This window comes from Paraburkholderia dilworthii (genome assembly GCF_000472525.1).
Classification (GTDB): Bacteria; Pseudomonadota; Gammaproteobacteria; order Burkholderiales; family Burkholderiaceae; genus Paraburkholderia; species Paraburkholderia dilworthii.
This window is the reverse complement of the sequence record NZ_AWZT01000035.1, coordinates 34,117-61,104: the sequence shown is the minus strand read 5'-3', so window position 1 is coordinate 61,104 and position 26,988 is coordinate 34,117. Positions and strand designations below refer to the sequence as shown.

The window sequence follows — 26,988 nt, the reverse complement described above, 5'->3', positions numbered from 1 at the left end:
GCGATGTTCGGCGAGAAGTTTCGGGATCGGCAAAAGCCGATGGTGCTCGTGCTGGGACTGGGTGAATCCGGTCTCGCGATGGCGCGCTGGTGCGCGCGGCACGGCTGTCGGCTGCGTGTGGCCGATACCCGCGAAGTACCGCCGAACCTGTCCGCACTGGAAGCGCATGGCGTCGACGCCGCGTTTGTCGGCGGCCCGTTTTCTCCAGTGTTGCTCGAAGGCGTGGAACTCGTTGCGATCAGTCCTGGTTTGTCGCCGCTCGCCGCCGATCTGCTGCCGTTGATCGCGGCAGCGCGCGAGCAGGGCATACCTGTGTGGGGCGAACTCGAACTGTTCTCGCAAGCGCTGAAAACGCTCGGCGAGAGTGGTTACGCGCCGAAAGTCATCGCGATCACGGGTACCAACGGCAAGACGACGACGACGAGCCTGACTGGCCTGCTCTGCGAACGCGCCGGCAAGAAGGTCGCGGTAGCGGGCAACATCAGCCCGGCGTTGCTCGACAAGCTCAGCGAAGCCATCGACAACACCGCGCTGCCCGATGTGTGGGTGCTCGAACTGTCGAGCTTCCAGCTGGAAACCGCGCATACGTTCGAGCCGGACGCCGCGGCGGTTCTCAACATCACGCAGGATCACCTCGACTGGCACGGCGGGCTCGACGCGTATGCTGCGGCGAAGGGGCGCATCTTTGGTACACAAACTGTGCGCGTGCTGAATCGTGACGACGCGCGAGTGATGGCGCTCGCGCCTTCCGAGACTAGCGATGCGGCTGTCGTGACCTTCGGCGTAACCGAACCGAAGAGCGACGGCGACTACGGCCTGCTGCGCGATAACGGCATGATCTGGCTCGTCGAAGCGCACGATCTCGACGCGAGCGATGAACCCGCGCCGAAGCGCCGCCGCAAGAACGAGGCGGTCACGCCGCCGAACATTGCACTGAAGCGCTTGATGCCTGCTGACGCCTTGCGCATTCGTGGCTTGCACAACGCAGCCAACGCGCTTGCCGCCTATGCGCTCGCGCGCGCAATCGGCCTGCCTGGCGCGCGGCTCTTGCACGGCTTGCGCGAGTATCACGGCGAGCCGCATCGCGTGGAACTGATTGCGTCGATCGACGGCATTGATTACGTCGACGACAGCAAGGGCACCAACGTCGGCGCGACGGTTGCCGCGCTCGACGGTCTCGCGCAGCGCGTCGTGCTGATCGCAGGTGGCGACGGCAAGGGCCAGGATTTCGAGCCGCTCGCCGCGCCGGTTATGCGCTGGTGCCGCGCCGTGATGCTGATTGGCCGTGACGCGCCGCAGATTCGCGCAGCGCTCGAGGAAACCGGCATCGCGATGACGAATCACGCCACGCTCGAAGAAGCGACGCGTGCGGCGACCGCGCTCGCGCAACCGGGCGACGCCGTCCTGTTGTCACCGGCTTGCGCGAGCTTCGACATGTTCAAGGGTTACGCGCATCGTGCGGCGGTGTTTCGCAGCACGGTGGAAGAAATCGCGGCCGAACGGGGGACGATGATATGAGCTGGTCCGAACGATTCGGTTCGCGTGCCGCCGGCAATAGCGACTCGGCTAGCGCGACGCGCGTCGCTGGCCGCACCGGTCTCGCGAGCGCCGTCAACGGCGTGCGGCCGTTGCGCTCGCGCATGCTCGACTACGATCATTCGCTGCTGTGGGTGGTCGTCGCACTGCTCGGGCTTGGCGTCGTGATGGTGTATTCGGCGTCGATCGCGATGCCCGACTCGCCCAAGTACGCGTCGTATCGCGACTATGCGTTTCTCGTGCGTCAGTTGATCTTCGTGGTGATGGGCGCGGTAGTCGGCGTCGTGTCGTTCCGCATTCCCATTTCGACGTGGGACAAGTACGCGCCCAAGCTCTTCCTGATTTCGCTCGTGGCTTTGGTGATCGTGCTGATTCCGCACGTCGGCAAGGGCGTGAACGGCGCGCGCCGCTGGATTCCGCTCGGCATCACGAACATGCAGCCGTCCGAAATCATGAAGCTCGCGGTGACGATCTACGCGGCGAACTACACGGTGCGCAAGCAGGAATACATGCACAGCTTCGCCAAAGGCTTTCTGCCGATGGCGATGGCGGTCGGCTTCGTCGGCGCGTTGCTGCTGCTCGAGCCGGACATGGGCGCGTTCATGGTGATCGCCGCGATTGCGATGGGCCTGCTGTTTCTCGGCGGCGTGAACGGCAAGCTGTTCGGCGGGCTCGTCGCTACGGCGGTCGGCACGTTCAGCCTGCTGGTGTGGGCGTCGCCTTGGCGGCGCGAGCGGATTTTTGCGTACCTCGATCCGTGGGATGACCGCTACGCGCAGGGCAAGGCTTATCAATTGACGCACTCGCTGATCGCGTTCGGCCGCGGCGAGTGGTTCGGCGTGGGCCTCGGCGGCAGCGTCGAAAAGCTCAACTATCTGCCGGAGGCGCACACCGACTTTATCCTCGCGGTGATCGGCGAGGAGTTGGGTTTTGTCGGCGTGCTCGTCGTGATCCTGATGTTCTACTGGATCGTGCGCCGCTCCTTCGAGATCGGCCGTCAGGCACTTGCGCTCGACCGCACGTTCGCGGGTCTCGTCGCGAAGGGCGTCGGCATCTGGTTCGGCGCGCAGACGTTCATCAACATGGGCGTGAATCTCGGCTTGCTGCCTACTAAAGGCCTCACGTTGCCGCTCGTCAGTTATGGCGGCTCGGGCATTTTGCTGAATTGCGTCGCCGTAGCGGTGTTGATGCGCGTCGATTACGAGAACCGGGTGCTCATGCGTGGAGGGAAGGTATGACCCTCACGCACCAACGCACGCTGATGGTGATGGCCGGCGGCACCGGGGGACATGTGTTCCCTGGGCTCGCGGTCGCGCATCTGATGCAGGCGTGGGGCTGGAAGGTCGTATGGCTCGGCAACCCCGCCGGCATGGAAGCCACGCTGGTGCCGAAACATGGCATCCCGATGGAATACGTGCGCTTCGGGGGACTGCGTGGCAAGGGCATGAAGACCAAGCTTCTGCTGCCGCTGAATCTGCTGCGCGCGTGCACGCAGAGCCTGAGCGTGCTGCGTCGCGTGAAACCGGACGTCGTGCTTGGCATGGGCGGCTACATCACGTTCCCCGCTGGCTTGATGACCGCATTGAGCGGACGTCCGCTCGTGCTGCACGAACAGAATTCAATTGCGGGCCTCGCGAACAAGGTGCTCGCGAAGCTTGCCAAACGCGTGCTGGTTGCGTTTCCGAATGCGTTGCCGCACGGCGAATGGACCGGCAATCCGATTCGTGCGGAACTTGCGCGCGCGATTGCGCCCAAAGCACGCTATGCAGAACGCAACGGTCCGCTGAATGTGCTGGTGGTCGGCGGCAGTCTCGGCGCTGCGGCGCTCAATGAAGTAGTGCCGCGCGCGATCGCGCTGCTGAGCACCGACCAACGGCCGCGCATCGTGCATCAGGCGGGCGCAAAGCATATCGACGCGCTGCGCGAGAACTACGCGGCAGCCGGTCTGCAAACGGGCGCGGACGTGCAACTCGTGCCGTTCATCGACGACATGACGAGCGCTTACTCAAAAGCCGATCTCGTGATCTGCCGCTCGGGCGCGATGACGGTGTCGGAGATTTCAGCAGTAGGCGTGGCTGCGTTGTTCGTGCCGTTCCCGTATGCAGTAGACGATCACCAGACCACTAATGCAGCGTTTCTCGCCGACAACGGCGCGGCGCTGGTCGTGCAGCAACGCGATCTGTCGGCGGAAAAACTCGCCGGCTGGTTGCGCAGCCAGACGCGGGAAAGTCTCGCGGAAATGGCGGAGCGTTCGCGCTCGCTCGCGAAACCCGACGCCACGGAGCAGGTCGCGCAGATTTGCGCGACCGTGGCGGGTTCGATTTCGGGCGCGAGCCCAGAAGGAAAGCAATGAAACACATCGTCAAACACATTCACTTTGTCGGCATTGGCGGTGTCGGCATGAGCGGCATCGCGGAGGTGCTGGTCAACCTCGGCTATCAGGTAAGCGGCTCGGACCTATCGAGCAATGCCATCACCGATCGACTCGCCGCGCTCGGCGCGCGCATTGCGATCGGCCATGCGGCGGAGAACATCGAAGGCGCGAACGCCGTGGTCGTCTCCACTGCGGTGCGCAGCGACAACCCGGAAGTGCTGGCCGCGCGTCATCGCCGCATTCCGATCGTGCCGCGCGCGGTGATGCTCGCTGAGTTGATGCGCCTTAAGCAGGGCATCGCGATTGCCGGCACGCACGGCAAGACCACGACGACGTCGCTGGTGGCGAGCGTGCTCGCCGCGGGCGGGCTCGATCCGACCTTCGTGATCGGCGGCCGGCTGATCAGCGCGGGCGCGAATGCAAGGCTCGGCACCGGCGACTTTATCGTTGCCGAAGCAGACGAGTCGGATGCTTCGTTCCTGAATCTGTTTCCTGTGATCGAAGTCATTACGAACATCGACGCCGATCACATGGATACCTACGGCCACGACTTCGCGCGCCTGAAGCAGGCGTTCATCGAATTCACGCACCGTCTGCCGTTTTACGGCATCGCGGTGCTGTGCGTCGACGATCCGAACGTGAAGGAGATTCTGCCGTTCGTGTCGAAGCCGATCATCCGCTACGGCCTGGCGCCCGATGCGCAGGTACGTGCGGTCAACGTCGAAGCACGCGACGGCAAGATGCATTTCACCGCCATGCGCGAAGACGCGGCGCCGCTCGACATCGTGTTGAACCTGCCGGGCGAGCACAACGTACAGAACGCGTTGGCTGCAATCGCGATTGCGACTGAACTCGAGGTGAAAGATGCCGATATCCAGCGGGCACTCGCGGATTTCAACGGCGTAGGCCGGCGTTTTCAGCGCTACGGCGAAGTGCCGGTTGTGAGCGAGGGCAAGACGAGCGGCGCTTACACACTGGTCGACGACTACGGTCATCACCCTGTCGAAATGGCGGCAACGGTCGCGGCGGCTCGCGGTGCGTTCCCCGGGCGACGTCTCGTGCTCGCGTTCCAGCCGCACCGCTTCACGCGGACACGCGATTGCTTCGAGGATTTCGTCAAGGTGCTGTCGACGGTGGATGCGCTCGTGCTGACCGAAGTCTATTCAGCCGGCGAAGCGCCGATCGTCGCAGCGGACGGCCGTGCGCTCGCGCGCGCATTGCGCGTGGCGGGCAAGGTCGAGCCCGTGTTCGTCGATACGGTGGATGAAGTGCCGGACGCGCTCTCAGCAGTGGTGCGCGACGGCGATGTGGTGATCACGATGGGCGCGGGTTCGATCGGCGGTGTGCCGGGTCGTCTCGCTCTCGAAACGAAGGTGTGAGATGAGCAGCATCCAGTCAGATCAACTCGCCAAACAATTCGGCAAAGTGGCCGTGCTGCTCGGTGGAAATTCCGCTGAGCGCGAGGTGTCGCTCAATTCGGGGCGCCTCGTACTGCAAGGTCTGCGCGACGCCGGCATCGACGCGCATCCGTTCGACCCGGCCGAGCGTCCGCTCGCCGCGTTGAAGGAAGAAGGCTTCGTGCGCGCGTTCAATGCGCTGCACGGCGGTTATGGCGAGAACGGCCAGATTCAGGGCGCGCTCGATTTTTACGGCATCAAGTACACGGGCAGCGGCGTGCTCGGTTCGGCGCTCGGGCTCGATAAATTCCGCACCAAGCTCGTGTGGCAGCAACTCGGTATTCCGACGCCGCCGTTCGAAGCCGTGCTGCGCGGCGACGACTACGAAGCGCGCGCAAAAGATATCGTCGCGAAGCTCGGTTTGCCGCTTTTCGTGAAGCCGGCAAGCGAAGGGTCGAGCGTCGCGGTCATCAAGGTAAAGAGCGCAGACGCACTGCCGGCCGCGCTCGTCGAAGCGGTCAAGTACGACAGGATTGTCGTGGTCGAGAAGAGCATCGAGGGCGGCGGCGAATACACCGCGTGCATCGCGGGCGATCTCGATTTGCCGGTGATCCGCATCGTGCCGGTTGGCGAGTTTTACGACTATCACGCGAAGTACATCGCGAACGACACGCAGTATCTGATTCCTTGCGGTCTGACGCCGGCGGAAGAAGCGCGTCTGAAAGTGCTGGCGCGCACTGCGTTCGACGTGCTCGGCTGCACCGATTGGGGTCGCGCCGATTTCATGCTCGACGCCGACGGCAACCCGTACTTTCTGGAAGTGAATACGGCGCCCGGCATGACCGATCACTCGCTGCCGCCGAAAGCGGCGCGCGCGGTGGGCATCAGCTATCAGGAACTGGTTGTCGGCGTGTTGGCGCTGACGCTCAAGGATTAACCAGCAGCACTAACCGAAGCATTAACCGGGGCAACCCGAAAGCAACACCATGTGGAACAACGTTCGCCAGCTCAATCTCGCCGCCAACGCATTGCATGCGTTGCTGGTGCTCGTGCTGCTGGCGGCAGGCGGTTACTGGCTGATTCAGCGTCCGAACTTTGCGCTGCGCGAAATTCAGATCGACGGGGATACGGAGCACATCAATTCCCCGACTGTCCGCGCAAGCGTAGTGGGGCGGCTGAAGGGCAACTTCTTCACGGTCGATCTCGATGTCGCGCGTCAGGCATTCGAGCAGATGCCGTGGGTGCGCCACGCGAGCGTGCGGCGAGTCTGGCCGAATGCGCTGGCTGTCACGCTCGAAGAGTACAAACCGCTTGGCACGTGGGGCAGCGATCAACTGGTGAGCGTCGACGGCGATCTGTTCACCGCGAACCAGGGTGAGCTCGAAGAAGAATTACCCGCGTTCGACGGCCCCGACGGTACGGCGAAAGAAGTGGTCGCGCGTTATCACGACTTTCAGAAATGGTTTGCGCCGCTGAACGCAACGCCCGAAGAAGTGACGCTGTCGCCGCGTTACGCATGGACGGTGAAGCTGTCGAACGGCATGCAGGTGGAGTTGGGGCGCGAACGCAATCAGGACACGCTGCTCGATCGGAGTAAGCGCCTGACCGCGGCCTGGAACGCGGTGACGCAACGTTGGGGAAAGGATATCGAGTATGCGGACTTGCGCTATCCGAACGGTTTCGCGATTCGTGCCGCTGGCATGCGCTTTATCAGCGAACCCGACAAGGGCAAGAAGTAAACGGACATCACACGCAATGAGCACGCTATGAGTAAAGACTATAAAGATCTGCTGGTCGCCCTCGACATCGGGACGTCGAAGGTGGTGGCCATCGTCGCCGAGCTGAAGGGCGAGGGTCACTACGAGGTGATCGGCCTCGGCCAGAGCGAATCGAAGGGGCTCAAGAAGGGTGTGGTGGTGAATATCGAAGCCACCGTGCAGTCGATTCAGCGCGCGCTCGAAGAAGCCGAACTGATGGCCGACTGCAAGATCACGAACGTCTTCACCGGCATCGCCGGCAGCCATATCCGCAGCTTCAATTCGAGCGGCATGGTGGCGATCAAGGAGAAGGAAGTCACGCAAGCGGATGTCGCGCGCGTGATCGAAACAGCGAAAGCGATCAACATTCCCACCGATCAACAGGTGCTGCATATCCTCACGCAGGAATTCATCATCGACGGTCAGGAAGATGTGCGCGAGCCGATCGGCATGAGCGGCATTCGGCTCGAAGTGAAGGTGCATATCGTCACCGGCGCGGTAAGCGCGGCGCAGAACATCGTCAAGTGCGTGCGCCGTTGCGGGCTCGAAGTGAACGATCTGATCCTGCAGCCGCTCGCGTCGTCGCTCGCGGTGCTGACGGAAGACGAAAAGGAACTGGGCGTGGTGCTGGTCGATATCGGCGGCGGCACGACTGATATTGCGATTTTCAGCGAAGGCGCGATTCGCCATACGGCGGTGATTCCTATTGCCGGCGACCAGATCACGAGCGATATCGCAATGGCGCTTCGCACGCCGACGCCGGACGCGGAAGACATCAAGGTGGATTACGGCATCGCGAAGCAGGCACTCGCCGACCCGGACGAAATGATCGAAGTGCCGGGTCTCGGCGAGCGCGGCCCGCGCACGCTGTCGCGCCAGGCGCTGGCGGCGGTGATCGAGCCACGCGTCGAAGAACTGTTTTCGCTCGTGCAGCAGGTGGTGCGCGAGTCGGGTTACGAGGAACTGCTGAGCTCCGGCGTCGTGCTGACCGGCGGCGCGTCGATGATGCTCGGCATGGTCGAACTGGGTGAGGACATTTTCCTGAAGCCGGTGCGTATCGGCGTGCCCGAATACGCGGGCGGTCTTGCCGACGTGGTGCGCAACCCGCGCTATTCGACCGCGATGGGCCTGCTCGTCGAAGGACGCTCGCAACGCATGCGCGGCCGCAAGGTCGCGGTGCAGTCAGGGTCGATGGGGCAGGTGTTCACGCGCATGAAGGACTGGTTCCTCGGCAACTTCTAACGAATTTGTTTTACCGAGCAAGTTTCAACGGGTTTCAAAGGTTTCGACAGGTTCAGAAATACGCGCTGGTGCCGGCGGCTGGCGCGCGACAGGAGGTTGCCCGATCTCTTGCCGAATAACGGCCGAGTGGCTGAATTTTTTATCTTGACGGAGGCAACATGGAATTCCAGATGCTGGAAACCGAAACGAACGGCACCATCATCAAGGTGGTCGGAGTAGGTGGCGCTGGCGGCAATGCCGTTCAGCACATGATTAACAAGGGCGTCCAAGGCGTCGACTTCATCGTGATGAACACGGACGCGCAGGCTTTGTCGCGTTCGCGCGCCACCGCGGTGATCCAGTTGGGCAATACGGGTTTGGGCGCTGGCGCCAAGCCGGAGATGGGCCACGCCGCAGCGCAGGAAGCACGTGAACGCATCGCCGACGCACTGCGCGGCGCGCACATGGTCTTCATCACGGCCGGCATGGGCGGCGGTACGGGCACGGGCGCAGCACCCGTGGTCGCGCAGATCGCGAAGGAAATGGGTATCTTGACCGTTGGCGTGGTCAGCAAGCCGTTCGAATTCGAAGGCGGCAAGCGCATGCGTGTGGCAGAAGCCGGTTCGCAGCAACTGGAGGATCACGTCGACTCGCTGATCGTCGTTCTGAACGACAAGCTGTTCGAGGTGATGGGCGATGACGCCGAGATGGACAAGTGCTTCCAGTGCGCAGACGACGTTCTGAACAACGCAGTTGCCGGCATCGCGGAAATCATCAACGTCGACGGTCTGGTGAACGTCGACTTCGAAGACGTGAAGACGGTGATGGGCGAACAGGGCAAGGCGATGATGGGCACGGCGACGGTTGCCGGCGTCGATCGCGCACGTCTTGCTGCCGAGCAGGCTGTTGCAAGCCCGCTGCTGGAAGGCGTGGATCTGTCGGGCGCGCGTGGCGTGCTGGTGAACATCACGTCGAGCCGTTCGCTGCGTCTGTCGGAAACGCGCGAAGTGATGAACACCATCAAGAGCTACGCAGCTGAAGACGCCACCGTGATTTTCGGCGCAGTGTACGACGATGCAATGGGCGACGCGCTGCGCGTGACGGTCGTGGCAACGGGTCTGGGCCGCGCAGCGAAGAAGCAGCAATCGGCACCGATGACGCTGTTGCGCACCGGCACCGATAATCAGCCGATCGCCGCGCAACACTCAGCGTACGCAACGCCGTCGCACGCAAGCACGGCCGACTACGGCGCGCTGGATACGCCGGCTGTGTGGCGCACGTCGCGCGACACCGCGGCCTCGCACGTGCAGGCGCTGCAGGAAAAAGGCGTCGATACGTACGACATTCCGGCGTTCCTGCGCAAGCAGGCGGACTGAGCGCACGGGCAGGCTTTCGCTGCCGCGCCGCCGGGTTGTCCTGGCTTTAAGGCGTTGGCGGACGAATGCACGAGCGTGGCGGGTGAACGGCAAACAAGCCGCGTATCGTCGGATTCGCGGCAAGGACAAGTGCCCTCTTCGGAATCGCGAAGCGGCTTGGGCAACTGTCGCCGATTCACTGCGACACGATAGCGTGCGAGCAATGCTTCGCATCGATGCAAAGGACCGAGCATGATTCAAGCTGGTGACAAGCTGCCCGACGCAACGCTCTTCGAGTACGTCGAAGACGAGCGCGCGGGCTGCACGATCGGGCCTAACAGCTTCGACGTGCGCGAGCAGACGACGGGTAAGCGCGTGGTGATCTTCGGATTGCCGGGCGCATTCACGCCGACCTGCTCTGCCAAACATGTGCCGGGCTATGTCGAACACGCCGAGCAGTTGCGCGCGCTTGGCATCGACGAAATCTGGTGTGTGTCCGTGAACGACGCGTTCGTAATGGGCGCGTGGGGACGCGATCTGCACGCCTCGGGCAAGGTGCGCATGATGGCGGATGGCAGTGCGGCTTTCACACGAGCGCTGGGTCTCGAGCAGGATTTGTCGGCGCGCGGCATGGGGATCCGTTCCCAGCGCTACGCGATGGTTGTCGACGACGGCGTGGTCAAGACGTTGAACGTCGAGGCTGCCGGCAAATTCGAAGTGAGCGATGCAAGGAGTATTCTCGCTACGTTGAGCTAGTTATGGCGGCGTCGTCGCCTTCGCCCGGACATGCGGTCAAACGCGTTGTACGGCGGCAACGGTGAAAACGACGCTTTTGTGACAGGCCGTTACGCGGGCCGACGACCGGAAACGCCTCCGTTCCGGACGTCGGCCCGTCACGCTTTCCCCTACGGGCGCCCAATGGATAATGCGGGTAATGCAGCGAAACAGATTGATACGTTCCGTGCAAAGACGCTCCTTAGGGTTATGGAGTATAATTCGCGCTATGGAATAAAAAGTCCCGATTGGGATTTTCAATCGAGCAAAAGATCACCATGTTGAAGCAGCGCACCATCAAATCAATCGTCAAGACCGTCGGCATCGGGTTGCACTCCGGCCGTAAGGTCGACCTGACGCTTCGCCCGGCAGCGCCGGACACGGGCATTGTGTTTTCGCGCGTGGATTTGCCCACGCCGGTGGACATTCCTGCGTCGGCGATGGCGATTGGCGATACACGTCTGGCTTCCGTGTTGCAGAAAGACGGCGCGCGCGTCTCGACCATCGAGCATTTGATGTCCGCCTGCGCCGGTCTCGGCATCGACAATTTGTATGTCGACGTGACCGCCGAAGAAATTCCGATCATGGACGGCAGCGCCGGCTCATTCGTGTTTCTGATTCAATCGGCGGGAATTGAAGAACAGAACGCAGCGAAGAAATTCATCAAGGTCACCAAGCCGGTCGAGATTCGTGACGGCGATAAATTCGCCCGGCTCGATCCGTATTTCGGTTTCAAGCTCAAATTCACGATTGATTTCCGCCACCCCGCCGTGGATAAAACCGGCCAGGCGCTGGAAGTCGATTTCGCCAATACGTCGTATGTGCGCGAAATTGCTCGCGCCCGCACCTTCGGTTTTGCGCACGAAGTGGAAATGATGCGTGAGCTCGGTCTCGCGCGCGGCGGCAGCATGGACAACGCGATCGTGCTCGACGAATACCGCATTTTGAACAACGACGGTCTGCGTTACGACGACGAGTTCGTCAAGCACAAGATGCTCGACGCGATCGGCGACCTGTATGTGGTCGGCCATCCGTTGCTGGCTTCGTACAACGCGTACAAGTCCGGCCACGGACTGAACAACGCGCTGCTGCGCGAACTGCTTGCGCATGAAGATTCGTACGAGATTGTCACTTTCGACGACACGCAGAAGGCGCCGCGCGGTTTCGCTTACGAGACGCAGACGGCTTTTGCGTAAAGAATTTGCGTCAAGTCTTTGGTGAAACTTCCGAAGCAGGCGTACGAAAAAAGCGGCTCATTTGAGCCGCTTTTTCTTTTGTTCAACGATATCTCCGATGCCGCGCCGCCATCTTTGCCAACGCTTCCTGTAGAGGCGACGGCGCGAGCGATTCGCTCAGCGCGTGCAGCGCGTCGGCGCCCACCGGCGTCATGCGCGCCTGCTTGACCGGCGGCGGCTCCTTGGCGGGCTGCGGGCGGACCCGAATGCGCAATGCGTTCACCGGCCAGCCGCGTTGCTGCAAATCCGATAGCAACCGCGGCTCCAGGTGCCGCAGCCGCGCAGCCAGCGCGTTATGGGCGGCAAAGAGCGCCAACACGCCTTCCTTGATAAAGCCGGGTTCCACGCTCGTCGCCAGATAATCGGGCAGCAGCTCGCGCAAGTCCTTCTCCAACGCGGCAATCTGCTCGACGCCCGCGCGCAGCGCGGCAAACGCGTCGGTGCGATTGAGCACTTCGGCGACCGGCTGAGGCCGGCGCGCGTTGAACTGCTTGGGCGGCGGCCTTGAAAACGAGGGGAAACGGCGCATGTTTGACAGTGACGGCGTCTTCGCACCCAATGCGCGAACACGTTCCGATTGTACCGCGCGCGATGCGCCTGGACCCAACCGCATGCACACCGTCGAAGCTTGACGCGGCGGGCTTTGCTGCCCGATCGGCGTCGCGCCACCGACACAGGCGCGGGCGGGGGCGCGTGCTAAAATGCCCGATTCGAATTCACTCTTGGACTAAGCCGCCGAGGCCATTCCGACCCCGGAGCGCGCGTGCGTGAACCGCACGCCGCGCCCCAGCCGAAGCCGCGACGCAGACACCGATCCGATGACCACCGGTTTTCTACAGAAGATTTTTGGCAGCCGCAACCAGCGGCTAGTCAAGCAATATCAAAAGACCGTCACGGCGATCAATGCGCTCGAACCGCAGATCGAGCAATTGACGGACGATCAACTGCGCGCGAAAACGGATGAGTTCCGCCAGCGCGTCGCGGGCGGCGAGTCGCTAGACAAGCTGCTGCCGGAAGCCTTCGCGGTGTGTCGCGAGGCGAGCAAGCGGGTGCTGAAAATGCGCCACTTCGACGTGCAGCTGATCGGCGGCATGGTCCTGCACTACGGCAAGATCGGCGAAATGCGCACCGGCGAGGGCAAGACGCTCGTCGCTACGCTGCCGGTGTATCTGAACGCGCTGTCGGGCCGCGGCGTTCACGTAGTCACGGTCAACGACTACCTCGCGCAGCGCGACGCCGAGTGGATGGCGCGTCTCTACAACTTCCTCGGCATGTCCGTCGGCATCAATCTGTCGCAGATGGATCACGCTGCGAAACAGGAAGCGTACGCCGCCGACATCACGTACGGCACGAACAACGAATTCGGCTTCGACTACCTGCGCGACAACATGGTGTACGAGCCGGAAGCGCGCGTGCAGCGGGCGCTGAACTTCGCGGTGGTCGACGAGGTGGACTCGATCCTGATCGACGAAGCCCGTACGCCGCTGATCATCTCGGGCCAAGCCGAAGATCACACCGAACTATACGTGCGCATGAACGCGCTGCCGCCGCTGCTCGAGCGCCAGATCGGCGAAGAGAAAGCGGACGGCACCGGCGTCGAAAAGCCGGGCGACTACACGCTCGACGAAAAGGGCCGCCAGGTGTTCCTGACGGAATCGGGCCACGAAAAGGCGGAGCGCCTGCTCGCCGAGTGGGGCCTGATCGGCGACGGTGAAAGCCTGTACGCGCCGCAGAACATCACGCTGATGCACCATGTGTACGCCGCGTTGCGCGCGCACACGCTGTTCCACAAAGATCAGCACTACGTGGTGCAGAACGGCGAAGTGATCATCGTCGACGAATTCACCGGCCGTCTGATGGCCGGCCGCCGCTGGTCCGACGGCTTGCACCAGGCTGTCGAGGCGAAGGAGCACGTGAAGATTCAGAGCGAGAACCAGACGCTCGCTTCGATCACGTTCCAGAACTACTTCCGCATGTACGCGAAGCTGGCCGGCATGACCGGCACGGCCGACACCGAAGCGTACGAATTCAACGAGATCTACGGTCTCGAAACAGTGGTGATCCCGACCAACCGTCCGCCCAAGCGGATCGACAAGCAGGATCAGATCTACAAGACGGCGAAAGAACGCTACGACGCGGTGATCCGCGACATCCGCGATTGCTATGAGCGCGGTCAGCCGGTGCTGGTCGGTACGACTTCGATCGAAAACTCGGAACTGCTTTCGCATCTGCTGAAGCAGGCCGGTTTGCCGCACGAGGTGCTGAACGCGAAGCAGCACGCGCGTGAAGCGGAGATCGTCGCGGAAGCGGGGCGTCCGAAGCGCATCACGATCGCCACCAACATGGCCGGCCGCGGCACCGACATCGTGCTCGGCGGCAACGCGGAAAAGCAGGCGTCGTTCATCGAGCAGGACGAAACGATTCCTGACGACGAGAAGCAGCGCCGTATCCAGAAGCTGCACGACGAGTGGCAGACGCTGCACGATCAGGTGAAGGCCGCGGGCGGTCTGCACATCATCGGCACCGAGCGCCACGAATCGCGCCGTATCGACAATCAGTTGCGCGGCCGTGCGGGCCGTCAGGGCGACCCCGGTTCGTCGCGCTTCTATCTGTCGCTGGAAGATCCGCTGCTGCGCATTTTTGCGGGCGACCGCGTGCGCGCAATCATGGATCGCCTGAAGATGCCGGAAGGCGAGGCGATCGAAGCGGGCATCGTCTCGCGTTCCATCGAATCGGCGCAGCGCAAGGTCGAGGCGCGCAACTTCGATATTCGTAAGCAACTGCTCGAATACGATGACGTCTCAAACGATCAGCGCAAGGTGATCTATCAGCAGCGCAACGAACTGCTCGAGGCGAACGACATCACCGAAACCATTGGCGCAATGCGTCATGGCGTGATTGCCGATATCGTTCACCAGTTCGTGCCGGCGGGCAGTATCGAAGAACAGTGGGACGTGCCGGAGCTCGAGGAAGTGCTGCGCAACGAATGGCAGCTCGACCTCGCGATCCAGGAAATGATCAACGAGTCGAACTCGATCGCCTCCGACGAGATTCTGGAAGCGGTGCAAGCCGCCGCGGACGAAGCGTACGAGGCGAAGGTCGAACTGGTTGGCCGCGAATCGTTTAGCGCATTCGAACGCTCGATCATGCTGCAAACGCTCGATCGCAGCTGGCGCGAACATCTGGCCGCGCTCGATCATCTGCGTCAGGGCATCCATCTGCGCGGCTATGCGCAGAAGAATCCGAAGCAGGAATACAAGCGCGAGGCGTTCGAACTGTTCGCCGCCATGCTCGATTCGGTAAAGCTCGAAGTTACCCGCATGGTGATGAACGTGCAGATTCAGTCGCCGGAGCAGTTGGAACAGGCGGCCGAACAGATGGAAGAGCAGGGCGGCCACCTGGAAAACGTCGAGTTCCGTCACGCCGAATTCGCGGAAGCCTCAGCTGCCGCGCCTGCTGCAGCGGAAGCTGCTACCGCCGCAATGATCGGCGACGCAATGAGCCACGCTTCATCGTCGCAAGCGGTGTCGCATGCCGGGTCGGACAACGTGCCGAAGGTCGGCCGCAACGATCCGTGTCCGTGCGGCAGCGGCAAGAAGTACAAGCAGTGCCACGGCAAGATCGCATAATGTCCTGGGCGGCGCGCCACCGAGCGCGCCGCATCGCTTGGCGCGGTCTTTTTTTCACCGTGTTTTGTTGCTGATTCGCGGTGGTCCGGCATCTGGCCGAGCTACCAGTTCCGTTTCCTCAATGCCGGCGCTCGCCGGCATTTTCTTCGACAGGTCGCGACCAATGGCTGTCAATTTCCCCTCGATCGATCCCGCTCAACTGCATCCCGTCGCCGGCGTCACGCTCGGTTGGGCGGAGGCGAACATTCGTAAGCCCAACCGCAAGGACGTGCTGGTCATTTCCGTCGATGAAGGCGCGACAGTAGGCGGCGTCTTCACGCAGAACCGCTTTTGCGCGGCGCCGGTCACCGTGTGCCGCGAGAACCTGGAGCGCGTGCGCGCAGGCGGCAAGCCGATTCGTGCGCTCGTGATCAACACCGGAAATGCGAACGCGGGCACGGGCGAACCGGGCCTCGTGGCGGCGCGTGAAACTTGCGTGGAACTCGCGCGTCTCGCGGACATCGCCCCCGAACAGGTGCTGCCGTTTTCGACGGGGGTGATCCTGGAACCGTTGCCGGTGGATCGCCTGAAGGCTGGCTTGCCTGCCGCGCTCGCGAACCGCAACGAAGCGAACTGGTACGACGCCGCCCAGGCGATCATGACCACCGATACGTTGCCGAAGGCGACCTCGCGCCAGGTCACGATCGAGGGCCATACGGTCACGCTGACCGGCATCAGCAAGGGCGCCGGCATGATCAAGCCGAACATGGCGACCATGCTAGGCTTCCTGGCGTTCGACGCGGCTCTCGCGCAGCCGGTACTCGACGCGCTGATCAAACACGTGGCGGACCGTTCGTTCAACTGCATCACGATCGACGGCGATACGTCCACCAACGATTCGTTCATCCTCATTGCGTCGGGCAAATCGAGCCTGCCGACCATCACGTCCACCGGTTCACCCGCTTACGCAGCGTTGCGCGACGCGGTGACCGAAGTCGCGCAAACGCTCGCGCAACTGATTGTGCGCGACGGGGAAGGTGCGACGAAATTCATAACGGTGCACGTAGAAGGCGGTTCGAGCGTCGGCGAATGCCGCCAGATCGCATATGCAATCGGCCATTCGCCGCTCGTCAAGACGGCCTTCTATGCATCGGACCCGAACCTCGGCCGCATTCTGGCGGCGATCGGTTATGCCGGCATCGACGATCTCGAGGTCGGCAAGATCGATCTGTATCTGGACGACGTGCTGGTCGCGACTGCAGGCGGCCGCAATCCGGCGTACCGTGAAGAAGACGGCCAGCGCGTCATGAAAAAGAGCGAGATCGGCATTCGCGTCGTGCTCGGCCGCGGCAATGCGCAAGCCACGATCTGGACTTGCGATCTGTCGCACGACTACGTGAGCATCAACGCCGACTACCGCTCGTAACCGGGCTCATCATGCGGCCTCTGGCCGCTCATTCATTGTTATGGACAAACTCGAACAGTTTCTGACACGGGCCGAAGCCGTGCTCGTCCGCCTCGAAGCGATGCTTCCGCCCGCCGCGCCTGAGATCGACTGGTCGGCGGCGGTCGCTTTTCGCTGGCGCAAGCGGCAGGGGCGCGGCTATCTGCAGCCAGTGCCGGCGATTTCAGACATCACGCTCGACGATCTGCAAAACATCGATCGTCAGAAAGCGCTGATCGAACAGAACACGCGCCAATTCGTGCACAAGCTGCCGGCCAATAACGTGCTGCTGACGGGCGCGCGCGGCACCGGCAAGTCGTCGCTGATCAAGGCGTGCCTGAACGCGTACGCAAAAGACGGCCTGCGCCTGATCGAGGTGGACAAAGATGATCTGCACGATCTCGGCGATATCGTCGATCTGATCGCGAAGCGGCCTGAACGCTTCGTGGTGTTCTGCGACGACCTCTCGTTCGAAGACGGCGAGTCGGGCTACAAGGCGCTCAAAGTGGCGCTCGACGGCTCGGTCGCCGCGCAATCGGACAACGTGCTCATTTATGCGACGTCGAACCGTCGTCATCTGCTGCCCGAGTACATGAGCGACAACGAGACGTACAAGCACACGTCAGACGGTGAGATTCACCCCGGCGAGCTCGTCGAAGAAAAGATCTCGCTGTCAGAACGTTTCGGGTTGTGGGTCAGCTTCTATCCATTCAAGCAGGACGACTACTTGTCGATCATCGGCCACTGGCTGCGGCATTTCGGCTGCAACGACGCGGAAGTCGAAGCCGCGCGCGGCGATGCGCTGGTGTGGGCGCTCGAGCGCGGGTCGCGCTCCGGGCGCGTTGCATGGCAGTTCGCGCGCGACTGGTCCGGCCGGAAATCTCAGGCATGAGCGAGGCACCGAAGAACGACGTAGGCCGTCCGGTGACGGAAGTCGCTGTCGGGGTGCTGGTGCAGCCGGATGGGCGCTATCTGCTCGCGCAGCGTCCGGCGGGCAAGCCGTACGAGGGCTACTGGGAGTTTCCGGGCGGCAAGCTGGAAGCGGGCGAATCCGTCGAGGCGGCGCTTGCCCGCGAGTTGCACGAAGAACTGGGTATCGAAGTTCAGGCATGCCACCTCTGGCATACGCTCGAACACGATTATCCGCACGCGTACGTGCGGCTCTTTTTCTGCAAGGTGACGCAGTGGAAGGGCGAGCCGCACGGCCGCGAAGGCCAGGCGTTCGTGTGGCAGGCGCTGCCTGCCGACGTTTCGCCGCTGTTGCCGGCGACCATGCCGGTCCTGGAGTGGCTCGCGGCGGAGAAGTGCTGACAACTACGAAGCCACCGTTGCGGCACGGCTTAAGCGGCTCAACACAGTTTAGCAGCGCGGGCGCACGCCGGTCTTATGGAACCTATGGCTGACGGTTGGTCCGCCGCAGTGGGCGCTGTTTCGCTTGCTCATCGCCGCTGAGCGGGTTGTAGCCGTGGGGCCTTCGTGGTCCGCACAGCGGCAACAGCGCCGGCCATCCGGACTGCGCGCCCTGGCTGCTGCTCAATGCGGGTTGTAATCCCCGTCAGGCGTCTCGTCCGACGGCGCTTCCTGATCGGTCCCGCCGATCTTGTACTTCTCGGCGGCCCAGGCGCCGAGATCGATCTGCTTGCAGCGGTCCGAGCAAAATGGGCGAAAGCGGTTTTCAGGTGTCCAGCGGACGTCCTTTCCGCAAGTAGGGCATTTGACGACGGTAGGCATACGGTCAGGCAGTCAGTGCAAGTCGAACAAGTAACGAATATAGGGGCATTTGTCGCCGCTTCAAAGGCGCGGCCGAGCGGGCCGACCGCTCTATTCGAGTCTATGGAGAATTGCGACGGGCCTGCTTACAGGCTGCAAAGCGTCAACTGAAAGGGCACGTCGACATCCACCGCGCGCGGACGCAAATCGCCGTCCTGCACTGTGAAGCGCACCCACAGCATGTACTTGTTGGCGCTGGCCTCGGGAATCACGCGCAATTCAGGTGCCACGCGCACCTGCATCAATTGATACGAGCGGCCCGAGAGCATTTGCTGATAGCTGCCCGCCATTGCCATGACCTTCGATGCCTGGCCGGACTCGCGCGCGAGCCTCAGCACGATGGTGGCCGCGTCGCGCAGCGGCAGCAACGGCGTGACCCACTTGGCGATGTCCTGACGACGCTGATCGGGGTGCAACTGCTGCCACGCATAGTAGGACGGCAGGTCGAATTTGCAGGTGCCGCCCGGAATAATCGCCCGGCTTCGGATGCTTGCAAGCCATTCGTTCTCTGCAAGATGCTGGCCGGTCTTGCCCTGCATCTGCGAAAGCCCCGCCAACGTCTGCTCGATTTCTCCCAGCACGGTTTCCAGCGCGTTCTGCTCGATTCCCGGATTGCCGCGAAAGGGCGCGAGCGTTTGCCGCTGGCGTTCGAGTTCCTTCATCAGATCGGACTTGAGATCGGCGCGACCCGCGACCTCTGAGATTTCGAACAGCGTGGTCAGTGCGACATGGTGTTCCCTGGCGTCTTGCTGCGTCAGAAAGAACGTGAAGCGCTCGAACAGATCTTCGAGGCGCAATAGCGTCCGGATTCGCTCGTTGAAGGGGTACTCGTAAAGGATCAAGCGGGCTCGCCTCGGGCGTGGTCGGTGACGGGAATGCAGGACATTCTAATGCCGTGGGACTACCCTAGCAATCGCGCGCTTTTCGCACGCGTTTCAGCACATTTTTCCGCACGTTTCTCGCGGTTTTCGGCTACTTCGGCATATACGGAGCGTCAAAGTTCAACGATTCGCGCCAATAGGTGGCATACGGTGACATAGGGCACGAGCGGGCTGTTTCTTATCGAGTGCGGGGCGTGCGTTTTTGGCGTCGCTTTTATGTGTGTTGCTTAAGCCCGGCTTCGCCCCCTGCTTGAGAGGCGCGCTTCATATGCCGCCTCACATACCCGCTTCATACGCCTGCGTGACACGCTCTCTCTCTTCACACGCCCACTTCATGCGCCCACTCTGCCGCTCACTCCAAACGCGCATCGCACGCCGGTGACACGCCGCATCACAGGCCGCATCACGCGCGCGCAAGCGACAGATACGCGCGATGCTGTGCATCGACCTGCGCGACCAGCGCATCAAGCGGCGCGTTGTCGTTGACGATCACGTCATCCGCGGCGGCGAGCCGCGCTTCGCGCGTGGCCTGGCGCGCGATGATCGCAAGCACCTGTTCGCGGCTGAAACCATTGCGGTTCATCACGCGCGAGATTTGCGTCTCCACGCTGCAATCCACGGCGAGTACGCGATTCACGCGGTTTTTCCAGGTACCCGACTCGACCAGCAGCGGGACCACAACGATCACATAAGGCCCTGTGGCCTCGTGTTGCTCGCGTTCCGTTTCCGCGCGAATCAACGGATGCGTGATGTTCTCTAGCCGCTTGCGCGCCGCATCGTCGCTGAAGACGAGCGAGCGCATACGTGCACGGTCCAGCGAGCCGTCCGTGGCCACGAACGCATTGCCGAACTCGGCGGCGATCTGCGGCATTGCGATGCCGTGCGGCGCGGTGATGCGATGCGCGATCAGATCGGTGTCGACGAGCGGCACGTCACGCGCCGCGAACAGGTCGGCAACCGTCGATTTGCCGCTGCCGATGCCGCCGGTGAGTCCCACAACGAACATGCTCAGCCTCCGAGAGCCAGGTAAAGCGGTGTGCCGAAAAACAGTGTGAGGACGCCGCCCGCAGCAAGAAACGGCCCGAAGGGCAGTGGCTCTCCGAACCGCATGCGGCCACGCCAGGTCGCCGCGAGACCGACGACCGCGCCCGCCACGGCGGCAACCAGCACGATCTGAGGAAGCGCCGCCCAGCCGAGCCAGGCGCCGAGCGCCGCGAGGAGTTTAAAGTCGCCGTAACCCATGCCGTCGATACCTCGCACGAGCCGGAAGAGCCAATGCACGGCCCATAGCACCAGATAGCCGAAGATAGCGCCGAGCACGGCGTCCTGAAGACTCGCGAACATGCCGTTGAAATTGACGATGATGCCCGCCCACAGGAGCGGCAACGTCATCGAGTCCGGCAGCAGATGGGTGTCGATGTCGATGGCGCTCATTGCTAGCAGGGCCGCGCACAGTCCGAACGCGGCGAGCGCGGCGAGCGTCGGGCCGAATATCGCCAGCGCGCCCGCTGCGAGCCCTGCGCTGGCGATTTCGAGCAGCGGATAGCGCAGGCTCACCCGGGCTTTGCATGCGGAACAGCGACCACGCAGCAGGACGTAGCTGAGCACCGGCAGGTTCTCCCACGCGTGCAGCACATGCCCGCAATGAGGACATGCGCTGCGCGGCACCCACAGGTTGTAGCGCGCCGGCAGACCGTCCTGTTCGAGAGGTTCGTCAGTGACCTCGCTGACTTCAAGGCGCCATGCCCGTTCGAGCATGACCGGCACCCTATGCACGACGACGTTCAGGAAGCTGCCGATCACGAGGCCAAATATGATCGCCAAAGCGAACTGCAACGCGGAGGGCAAGCTACCAAATGCCTGACCGAGAGCGGCTGCGAAATGACCAGACAGCAGGTTCGAAAACGGGGCCGAAAGCAGGCTGGAAGAGGTTTCTGGCACGAGTGAATGAGTTGCCTGCATGGATGAAACGATAGATTCGGCTGCGATGCTACACCACGTTGCCGAGTTGAATAATGGGAAGATACATCGCGATGACAAGCCCGCCGACCAGCGCCCCCAGCACCACGATGACGAGCGGTTCGCACAGGCTCGACAGCGTGCCGATCTTTTCGTCTACCTGACGGTCGGCCAGCGATGCCACGTCGAGAAGCATGGTGTCGAGTGCTCCGGACTCCTCCGCAACGGCGACCGGTTGCACGACCTCGGGCGGGAAGCAGCGCGCCGCGCGCATCGCCGCAGCGAGCCGTTCGCCGCGCCGCAACCGCGCCGCGATGTCCACAGTCGCGTGGTCGAAAAAAGCGTTGCCCGTGGCGTGAGTCAGCGAATCGAATGCATCGGCGAGCGGCGTGCCGGCCGACAGCAAGGTGCCGAGCGCGCGGCTCCAGCGTGCGGCGCAAAGCGTGGCGAACAACGGACCGGCGACCGGCATTGTCAGCGATAAACGCGCGAAGCGGATGCGCGCCGCTTCGGAACGTCGCAGGAGAAACGTCACTGCGGAACAGGCCAAAAATAGGCCCGCGATGGCCGGGATGCTCCATTGCGCGGCACCGGACGACAGCGCCAATACAAACTGCGTTGGCGCGGGCAAACGGGCGCCAAAGCCGTCGAAAATCTGCTTGAAGGTCGGCACCACCCAGACGAGCAAGGCGGCGGTAATTGTCAGAGCGAGCAGCAGAATCGCGACTGGATAGGTCAATGCCGCGCGCACTTTGGCCCGCTGCGCGGCGGCGCGTTCGCGGTCGTCCGCGATTCGCGCGAGAACGGCGGACAGAGCGCCAGCGGCCTCGCCGACTTCGACGAGTTGACAATACAGCGCGTTGAACTGCACCGGATACCGCTGCAATGCGGCCGAAAACCGCAGGCCCGCCGTGATGTCGCGCGCCAGTGCGCCGACGATCCGCGGCATGCCCGGACGGCGCGAACTTTGCGCCTGGGCCAGCAGTTCCAGCGCGGGGGCGAGCGGCAAGCCGGCGCGCAGCAGGCTGGCGAGCTGGCGCGTGAACAACGTGACGTCGGCGGCATTCGTTTTTGGACGAGGCGCTGGCCCTTGGGCCTTCAAGTCGACCACGAACAGGTTGCCGCGTTTGAGCAGCGCGCGAGCGGCGCCCGCATCCGGCGCGATCAGCGAGCCCGCTTTGCGGTTGCCGTCGGCATCGACACCGTGCCACCGGAAGCGCGTATCGGTTGACGCCGGGCGATGTGTCGTGGGAGTACTCATGCGAGCTCGGTGGCGGCGAGTGCTTCGGCGAGACTCGTCGTGCCGTCGCGCACGAGAGCCAACGCGGCGTCGCGCAACGTGCCGACGCGTTCGCTGCGAGCCTGCCGGGCGAGTTCGTGCGTACCCGCGCGCGCGACGATGAGCTCACGCATCGCATCGGACACCGGCATGACCTGATGGACGCCGACGCGGCCGCGATAGCCGATGCCGTGGCAAGCCGCGCAGCCCGTCGCAGCATAGGGATGCCAACCGCGGATCTGGTCCTCGACGAAGCCCGCGGCGCGAAGCGCAGCCGCAGAGTGCGGCGCGGGCGACCGGCACGCCGCGCAAAGGCGGCGCACCAGCCGCTGCGCCGTCACCATGCGCAGCGCGGCCGCGAGGTTGTACGGCGCCACGCCGATGTCGATCAAACGCGCAACAGCGGCTGGCGCGTCGTTCGTGTGCAACGTCGACAGCACCAGGTGGCCGGTTTGTGCGGCCTTCACGGCGACGTCGGCGGTTTCCTCGTCGCGTATTTCGCCGACCATGATGACGTCCGGGTCCTGGCGCAGAAAAGCGCGCAACGCGACGGCGAAAGTCAGCCCGGCCTTTTCACGCACGCTGACCTGATTAATGCCGGCCAACTGGATTTCCGCCGGATCTTCGACGGAACAGAGATTGCGCGCCTCGCTATTGAGAAGATTCAGGAAGCAGTACAACGACAGGGTCTTGCCGCTGCCTGTCGGGCCCGTGACGAGCACGAGACCATGCGGTGCGCGAATCGCGGCATCGACGGCATCGCGCTGCGCTGCATCGAGTCCGAGCAAGTCGAGCGACAGATCTGTTGGCAGCGCGTCGAGCCTGCGCAATACGAGCTTTTCTCCGAACAGCGTGGGCAGGGAGTTGACGCGATAGTCCTCGAGCCGTCCTGGCGACGTGGCGATCCGCAGTCGGCCGTCCTGTGGGACGCGCCGCTCGGCGATGTCCATACGCGCCAGAACCTTCACACGCGTAATGAACGCGTCGCGCAGATGGGCGGGAGGCGTCGCCATTTCATGCAGCACGCCGTCGATGCGCAGGCGCAGGCGCCAGCCGTTTTCCCCCGGCTCGATGTGCACGTCGGACGCGTTGCGGCGTGTTGCTTCCCGCAAAGTGTCAGTCAGAAGACGCACGGCGGGGGCGTTGTCGGGATCGTTGAGCGTTGCCGCGCCGTCGTCGGTTTCGCCGGTGAACGCGCTTGGCTTATTGCGGGAGGCGCTTTCGCTGCCGGCCGGCAGCGGCCGCAGCAAGGCCGCACGTTGAAAAGAAGCTTGCATGAAGAGCCGGCGATGAGCCGCCTGTAGAACACGACGGGTTCATCTTCGAGCAAGGCGGGCGGCGGCGCTATTCGGCCATTCGGCTAATGGCGGGCGGGGTGGGGTTGTGGGATGCTGGTGTACGGCGCACGGTGTACGGCGCACGGCGCACCGCAGTGAAGGGTAAATTGCGCGGCTGATGGGGGACTGAGCGGGCAATGGCCGGGACTAACTGGCGAGCAAGCGGTGAGCGAGCGGCGACTAACTGGCGAGCACCGACGGACCAATGGCAAAACCACCGGGAAGACCACCGTCAGACCCAACCCGCCACTAGCGCGCGACTTGACGGCTGCTCGACTCTCCCCGGTCGGCAACTAACCAAGCAACGCCTTGCCGCCCTTCACGCGCACCGGTGGCCTGAACAGCTTGACAGTGCGGATCGCCTGGTCGTCACTGCGCATGACTTCGAGCTTCACGTCGCCGATTTGCACGCACACGTCGCCATCGGGAATGTCTTCGAGAATTTCGAGAATGAGGCCGTTGAGCGTTTTCGGCCCGTCCGTAGGGAGCGCGAGTTGCAGCCAGCGGTTTAACTCGCGCAGCGGCATGCTCCCCGCGACGATGCATTCGCCGAGTTCGTTCCAGCCGCCGCGCGAATTGGCGCCACGCGGGATCGACGTGGTGAATTCGCCGATCAGTTCCTCGATGATGTCTTCCGGCGTAACGAGCCCTTGCAGCTCGCCGTATTCATTGACGACGAGTGCAATCCGGTGACGGCTCTCCTGAAAGTACTGCAATTGCTGGAACACCGGCGTGCCGGTCGGCACGAAGTACGGCTCGGTGAGCAGTTCGCGCAGCGTCTCGCGCTCCAGTTCCTGGTTGTGCAGAGCCGCGAGTGTCTTGCGAACGTGCAGCACGCCGAGCACGCGGTCGATATCGCCCTGATAGACGATCAGCTTGTTGTGATAGCAGGTTTCGAGTTGATGCAGAATCTGTTCGAACGGTGCGTCGAAGTCGAGCGCCTCGATGCGGCGGCGCGGAATCATCACGTCGTCCACGGAGATGTTTTCGAGGTCGAACAGATTCAGCAGAATGCTGCGGTGTTTGGTCGGCATGAAGCTGCCGGACTCGAGCACGATGGTGCGCAGTTCTTCGGTGGAGAGGCGCTGATCGCGCGCGCCTTGTGTGTTGATATGCAGGATCCGCAAGATGCCAGTGGCGAACAGATTGACGAACCAGACGAGCGGTTTGGCGACCCGCATCATCGGCGCGATCAGCAGGCTGGCGGGCAGTGCGATCTTCTCGGGAAAAGTCGCGCCGACAATCTTCGGCGTGATTTCGGCAAAAACAATGATCAGGAATGCGACGATACCCGTCGCAATCGACAGCACCATGTTGTTACGGCCGAACGTGTGCAATGCAATTGAAGTGGTCAACACCGGAATGATGGTGTTGAACAAATTGTTGCCGATCAGCACGACGCTCAGCAGCTGGTCGGTGTGCGCCAATAGACCCTGAGTGGTCTTCGCGCCCAGCGCATTCTTGCTGGCAAGGTGCTTCAGGCGATGGCGGTTGAGCGCCATCATCGCCGTTTCGGAAATCGAGAAGAAGCTCGAGCAGATAAGCAGCAGGAAGACGGCGCCAATCTGCGCCCATAAGGGAAGTTGTTCCACGCGTCGTGAAGAAGAGAGGGGAAAGGATGGAGAGAATATAGCAGAGGGGCTTGCGCCATCCGCCTGTGGGGATGCCGGCAGCGGGCGCCCATGCTTGAGGTTCGAGCTTGACGCGCAGCCTTACGGAAAATTCGGCCGAAAAAACAAAAAACCGCCGAGCAAGCTGGGCGGTTTTTCTAGCCTTGAACTAACAAGGAAAATCTGGTCGGGGTGAGAGGATTCGAACCTCCGGCCTCTACGTCCCGAACGTAGCGCTCTACCAGGCTAAGCTACACCCCGATGTGTACTGCGGACTCGATTAAGACTAAGCTGGCGTCCGGGTCTCGTTTAAGACTGTCTCGCCGTCGAGTAAGAACATAATTCTATCAGGCTTTCTTTGTAAATGGAATCCGGGAACGAAGAAATTGCGGCTGCGGCCGCCTGTGCTTCCTGTTTCGCGCATTCGAGCGTGTGATCCAGCGCGCCGGAACGCGTGATCGCCTCGAAGATGGTGTCGAAACGGTCGGTGCCGCCTTGTTCGATGGCCTCGCGGGCGAGAGCCGACTGCTCGCGCGTGCCGCGCTCTATCAGGTAAATAAGCGGCAGCGTAGGCTTGCCTTCGCGCAGATCGTCACCGGCATTTTTACCCATCGATTCGGCCGTGCCCGTGTAGTCGAGCCAGTCGTCCATGATCTGGAAAGCGGTGCCGATGCGCCGGCCAAATTCCGCTGCCGCTGCCTCGATTCTGGCATCCGCGCCGGCCAGCACTGCGCCCAGTTGCGCCGCTGCCTCGAAAAGCTTGGCCGTCTTGTAGCGGATCACCTGCATGTAGCGGGCTTCGTCCACATCCGCGTCGTGCATGTTCAGCAGTTGCAGCACTTCACCTTCGGAAATGATGTTGGTCGCTTCCGACAGGATCTCCATGACCCGCATCTTGCCGACGCCGACCATCATCTGGAACGAGCGCGAATAGAGAAAATCGCCGACCAGCACGCTCGCCGCGTTGCCGAACAGCGCGTTGGCGGTCTGGCGGCCGCGCCGCAGATCGGATTCGTCGACCACGTCGTCGTGCAGCAGCGTGGCGGTGTGGATGAATTCGACGACTGCCGCCAGTTCATGCCGATGCCCCGTGGTTTCTCCGAGCGCGCCAGCCACCAGCAGCAGCAGCGCGGGCCGCAGCCGCTTGCCGCCGGCGCTGATGATGTACTCGGAAATCTGGTTGATCAGCATCACCTCGGACGCAAGACGGTGCCGGATGACGCGATTCACCTGCTGCATGTCTTCGGCGATCGGAGCGAGCAGGCTGGCGGCGTTGGAGGAGGGAATGGCAGTCGACGACATGATGGCTGAGTTGGGTAGTGCCGCGAATTATAAGGCGAATCGCGGTTGTTCCGGGTCGCGGACTGCCGCGCGGCGCGCTCGTGGACGCCGCGGGGCGGCGTCCGGCATCCGGCTGCGCGTTACCCGGCCGGAACGCGGGGCCGCTCTCA

At 62.8% G+C, this 26,988-nt stretch carries 23 protein-coding genes and 1 tRNA gene; 14 read left to right on the top strand and 10 right to left on the bottom strand.

Annotated elements, in window-relative coordinates; all coding sequences use genetic code 11:
- Nucleotides 1-3 precede the first annotated feature (3 nt).
- The 10 genes from murD to lpxC all read left to right on the top strand — a co-directional run bounded on the left by murD (nt 4) and on the right by lpxC (nt 11,610).
- Nucleotides 4-1,518 (top strand): UDP-N-acetylmuramoyl-L-alanine--D-glutamate ligase, encoded by a 1,515-nt coding sequence (murD, locus tag F759_RS0125295; RefSeq protein ID WP_027802327.1) that lies wholly within the window; start codon nt 4-6, stop codon nt 1,516-1,518.
- On the top strand, nt 1,515-2,774 hold the full coding sequence (ftsW, locus tag F759_RS0125290) for a putative lipid II flippase FtsW (RefSeq protein ID WP_027802326.1): 1,260 nt from the start codon (nt 1,515-1,517) through the stop codon (nt 2,772-2,774). The genes murD and ftsW overlap by 4 nt, the downstream gene beginning before the upstream one ends.
- The gene (gene murG / locus F759_RS0125285; RefSeq protein WP_027802325.1) at nt 2,771-3,889 is read left to right on the top strand and encodes an undecaprenyldiphospho-muramoylpentapeptide beta-N-acetylglucosaminyltransferase; all 1,119 of its coding nucleotides are present in this window, start codon (nt 2,771-2,773) and stop codon (nt 3,887-3,889) included. The genes ftsW and murG overlap by 4 nt, the downstream gene beginning before the upstream one ends.
- A complete protein-coding gene (gene murC, locus F759_RS0125280; protein WP_027802324.1) occupies nt 3,886-5,289 on the top strand; it encodes a UDP-N-acetylmuramate--L-alanine ligase in 1,404 nt (467 codons plus the stop codon). Before murG ends, murC begins: the two co-directional genes overlap by 4 nt.
- A gap of 1 nt (nt 5,290) precedes the next feature.
- The gene (locus F759_RS0125275; protein WP_027802323.1) at nt 5,291-6,244 is read left to right on the top strand and encodes a D-alanine--D-alanine ligase; all 954 of its coding nucleotides are present in this window, start codon (nt 5,291-5,293) and stop codon (nt 6,242-6,244) included.
- Nucleotides 6,245-6,293: 49 nt separating this feature from the next.
- Nucleotides 6,294-7,046 carry a cell division protein FtsQ/DivIB gene (locus F759_RS0125270; protein ID WP_027802322.1) on the top strand — a complete coding sequence of 251 codons (753 nt, stop codon included), beginning with the start codon at nt 6,294-6,296 and terminating at the stop codon, nt 7,044-7,046.
- 27 nt (nt 7,047-7,073) lie between these two features.
- Nucleotides 7,074-8,306: a cell division protein FtsA gene (gene ftsA / locus F759_RS0125265; protein WP_013340575.1), complete on the top strand. Its 1,233-nt coding sequence runs from the start codon at nt 7,074-7,076 to the stop codon at nt 8,304-8,306.
- Between the two features lie 158 nt (nt 8,307-8,464).
- Entirely contained in the window at nt 8,465-9,661 is a 1,197-nt protein-coding gene (ftsZ, locus tag F759_RS0125260; RefSeq protein ID WP_027802321.1) for a cell division protein FtsZ, read from the top strand.
- Nucleotides 9,662-9,892: 231 nt separating this feature from the next.
- Nucleotides 9,893-10,396: a peroxiredoxin gene (locus tag F759_RS0125255; RefSeq protein ID WP_027802320.1), complete on the top strand. Its 504-nt coding sequence runs from the start codon at nt 9,893-9,895 to the stop codon at nt 10,394-10,396.
- A 296-nt stretch (nt 10,397-10,692) separates the two neighbouring features.
- A complete protein-coding gene (gene lpxC, locus F759_RS0125250) occupies nt 10,693-11,610 on the top strand; it encodes a UDP-3-O-acyl-N-acetylglucosamine deacetylase (RefSeq protein WP_027802319.1) in 918 nt (305 codons plus the stop codon).
- An 82-nt stretch (nt 11,611-11,692) separates the two neighbouring features.
- Here lpxC and F759_RS0125245 read toward each other — a convergent pair whose 3' ends face one another.
- Nucleotides 11,693-12,178: a DciA family protein gene (locus tag F759_RS0125245; RefSeq protein ID WP_027802318.1), complete on the bottom strand. Its 486-nt coding sequence runs from the start codon at nt 12,176-12,178 to the stop codon at nt 11,693-11,695.
- Between the two features lie 289 nt (nt 12,179-12,467).
- Between F759_RS0125245 and secA the strand changes: the two genes are divergently transcribed.
- The 4 genes from secA to mutT all read left to right on the top strand — a co-directional run bounded on the left by secA (nt 12,468) and on the right by mutT (nt 18,012).
- Nucleotides 12,468-15,278, top strand: a complete 2,811-nt coding sequence (secA, locus tag F759_RS0125240; RefSeq protein ID WP_027802317.1) for a preprotein translocase subunit SecA — start codon at nt 12,468-12,470, stop codon at nt 15,276-15,278.
- Nucleotides 15,279-15,441: 163 nt separating this feature from the next.
- Nucleotides 15,442-16,683, top strand: coding sequence for a bifunctional glutamate N-acetyltransferase/amino-acid acetyltransferase ArgJ (gene argJ / locus F759_RS0125235; protein WP_027802316.1), 1,242 nt, complete (start codon nt 15,442-15,444; stop codon nt 16,681-16,683).
- A gap of 40 nt (nt 16,684-16,723) precedes the next feature.
- Nucleotides 16,724-17,593: an ATP-binding protein gene (locus F759_RS0125230; protein ID WP_027802315.1), complete on the top strand. Its 870-nt coding sequence runs from the start codon at nt 16,724-16,726 to the stop codon at nt 17,591-17,593.
- On the top strand, nt 17,590-18,012 hold the full coding sequence (mutT, locus tag F759_RS0125225; protein ID WP_027802314.1) for an 8-oxo-dGTP diphosphatase MutT: 423 nt from the start codon (nt 17,590-17,592) through the stop codon (nt 18,010-18,012). Before F759_RS0125230 ends, mutT begins: the two co-directional genes overlap by 4 nt.
- A gap of 222 nt (nt 18,013-18,234) precedes the next feature.
- On the opposite strand, the gene yacG is transcribed toward mutT, so the two are convergent.
- The 9 genes from yacG to F759_RS0125180 all read right to left on the bottom strand — a co-directional run bounded on the left by yacG (nt 18,235) and on the right by F759_RS0125180 (nt 26,839).
- Nucleotides 18,235-18,432, bottom strand: a complete 198-nt coding sequence (gene yacG, locus F759_RS41225) for a DNA gyrase inhibitor YacG (RefSeq protein WP_027802313.1) — start codon at nt 18,430-18,432, stop codon at nt 18,235-18,237.
- Nucleotides 18,433-18,557: 125 nt separating this feature from the next.
- Entirely contained in the window at nt 18,558-19,313 is a 756-nt protein-coding gene (zapD, locus tag F759_RS0125215; RefSeq protein WP_027802312.1) for a cell division protein ZapD, read from the bottom strand.
- A 442-nt stretch (nt 19,314-19,755) separates the two neighbouring features.
- On the bottom strand, nt 19,756-20,358 hold the full coding sequence (gene coaE, locus F759_RS0125210; RefSeq protein WP_027802311.1) for a dephospho-CoA kinase: 603 nt from the start codon (nt 20,356-20,358) through the stop codon (nt 19,756-19,758).
- A 2-nt stretch (nt 20,359-20,360) separates the two neighbouring features.
- A complete protein-coding gene (locus F759_RS0125205; protein ID WP_027802310.1) occupies nt 20,361-21,314 on the bottom strand; it encodes a prepilin peptidase in 954 nt (317 codons plus the stop codon).
- 28 nt (nt 21,315-21,342) lie between these two features.
- Entirely contained in the window at nt 21,343-22,572 is a 1,230-nt protein-coding gene (locus tag F759_RS0125200; protein WP_027802309.1) for a type II secretion system F family protein, read from the bottom strand.
- On the bottom strand, nt 22,569-23,867 hold the full coding sequence (locus F759_RS0125195; protein WP_027802308.1) for a GspE/PulE family protein: 1,299 nt from the start codon (nt 23,865-23,867) through the stop codon (nt 22,569-22,571). The genes F759_RS0125200 and F759_RS0125195 overlap by 4 nt, the downstream gene beginning before the upstream one ends.
- A 353-nt stretch (nt 23,868-24,220) precedes the next feature.
- Entirely contained in the window at nt 24,221-25,519 is a 1,299-nt protein-coding gene (locus F759_RS0125190) for an HlyC/CorC family transporter (RefSeq protein ID WP_027802307.1), read from the bottom strand.
- A gap of 202 nt (nt 25,520-25,721) precedes the next feature.
- A tRNA-Pro gene (locus F759_RS0125185) sits at nt 25,722-25,798 on the bottom strand.
- Nucleotides 25,799-25,846: 48 nt separating this feature from the next.
- The gene (locus F759_RS0125180) at nt 25,847-26,839 is read right to left on the bottom strand and encodes a polyprenyl synthetase family protein (protein WP_027802306.1); all 993 of its coding nucleotides are present in this window, start codon (nt 26,837-26,839) and stop codon (nt 25,847-25,849) included.
- Nucleotides 26,840-26,988: the final 149 nt, after the last annotated feature.

Excerpts from the sequence above, each read along its gene's own strand:
- murD (WP_027802327.1), top strand. The coding sequence starts at position 4 with ATGTTCGGCGAGAAGTTTCGGGATCGGCAAAAGCCGATGGTGCTCGTG.
- argJ (WP_027802316.1), top strand. The coding sequence starts at position 15,442 with ATGGCTGTCAATTTCCCCTCGATCGATCCCGCTCAACTGCATCCCGTC.
- yacG (WP_027802313.1), bottom strand. The coding sequence starts at position 18,432 with ATGCCTACCGTCGTCAAATGCCCTACTTGCGGAAAGGACGTCCGCTGG.
- F759_RS0125245 (WP_027802318.1), bottom strand. The coding sequence starts at position 12,178 with ATGCGCCGTTTCCCCTCGTTTTCAAGGCCGCCGCCCAAGCAGTTCAAC.
- F759_RS0125195 (WP_027802308.1), bottom strand. The coding sequence starts at position 23,867 with ATGCAAGCTTCTTTTCAACGTGCGGCCTTGCTGCGGCCGCTGCCGGCC.
- F759_RS0125270 (WP_027802322.1), top strand. The coding sequence starts at position 6,294 with ATGTGGAACAACGTTCGCCAGCTCAATCTCGCCGCCAACGCATTGCAT.
- ftsW (WP_027802326.1), top strand. The coding sequence starts at position 1,515 with ATGAGCTGGTCCGAACGATTCGGTTCGCGTGCCGCCGGCAATAGCGAC.
- mutT (WP_027802314.1), top strand. The coding sequence starts at position 17,590 with ATGAGCGAGGCACCGAAGAACGACGTAGGCCGTCCGGTGACGGAAGTC.
- F759_RS0125205 (WP_027802310.1), bottom strand. The coding sequence starts at position 21,314 with ATGCAGGCAACTCATTCACTCGTGCCAGAAACCTCTTCCAGCCTGCTT.
- F759_RS0125230 (WP_027802315.1), top strand. The coding sequence starts at position 16,724 with ATGGACAAACTCGAACAGTTTCTGACACGGGCCGAAGCCGTGCTCGTC.
- F759_RS0125180 (WP_027802306.1), bottom strand. The coding sequence starts at position 26,839 with ATGTCGTCGACTGCCATTCCCTCCTCCAACGCCGCCAGCCTGCTCGCT.
- ftsZ (WP_027802321.1), top strand. The coding sequence starts at position 8,465 with ATGGAATTCCAGATGCTGGAAACCGAAACGAACGGCACCATCATCAAG.
- secA (WP_027802317.1), top strand. The coding sequence starts at position 12,468 with ATGACCACCGGTTTTCTACAGAAGATTTTTGGCAGCCGCAACCAGCGG.
- coaE (WP_027802311.1), bottom strand. The coding sequence starts at position 20,358 with ATGTTCGTTGTGGGACTCACCGGCGGCATCGGCAGCGGCAAATCGACG.
- ftsA (WP_013340575.1), top strand. The coding sequence starts at position 7,074 with ATGAGTAAAGACTATAAAGATCTGCTGGTCGCCCTCGACATCGGGACG.
- F759_RS0125200 (WP_027802309.1), bottom strand. The coding sequence starts at position 22,572 with ATGAGTACTCCCACGACACATCGCCCGGCGTCAACCGATACGCGCTTC.
- lpxC (WP_027802319.1), top strand. The coding sequence starts at position 10,693 with ATGTTGAAGCAGCGCACCATCAAATCAATCGTCAAGACCGTCGGCATC.
- F759_RS0125255 (WP_027802320.1), top strand. The coding sequence starts at position 9,893 with ATGATTCAAGCTGGTGACAAGCTGCCCGACGCAACGCTCTTCGAGTAC.
- murG (WP_027802325.1), top strand. The coding sequence starts at position 2,771 with ATGACCCTCACGCACCAACGCACGCTGATGGTGATGGCCGGCGGCACC.
- F759_RS0125275 (WP_027802323.1), top strand. The coding sequence starts at position 5,291 with ATGAGCAGCATCCAGTCAGATCAACTCGCCAAACAATTCGGCAAAGTG.
- murC (WP_027802324.1), top strand. The coding sequence starts at position 3,886 with ATGAAACACATCGTCAAACACATTCACTTTGTCGGCATTGGCGGTGTC.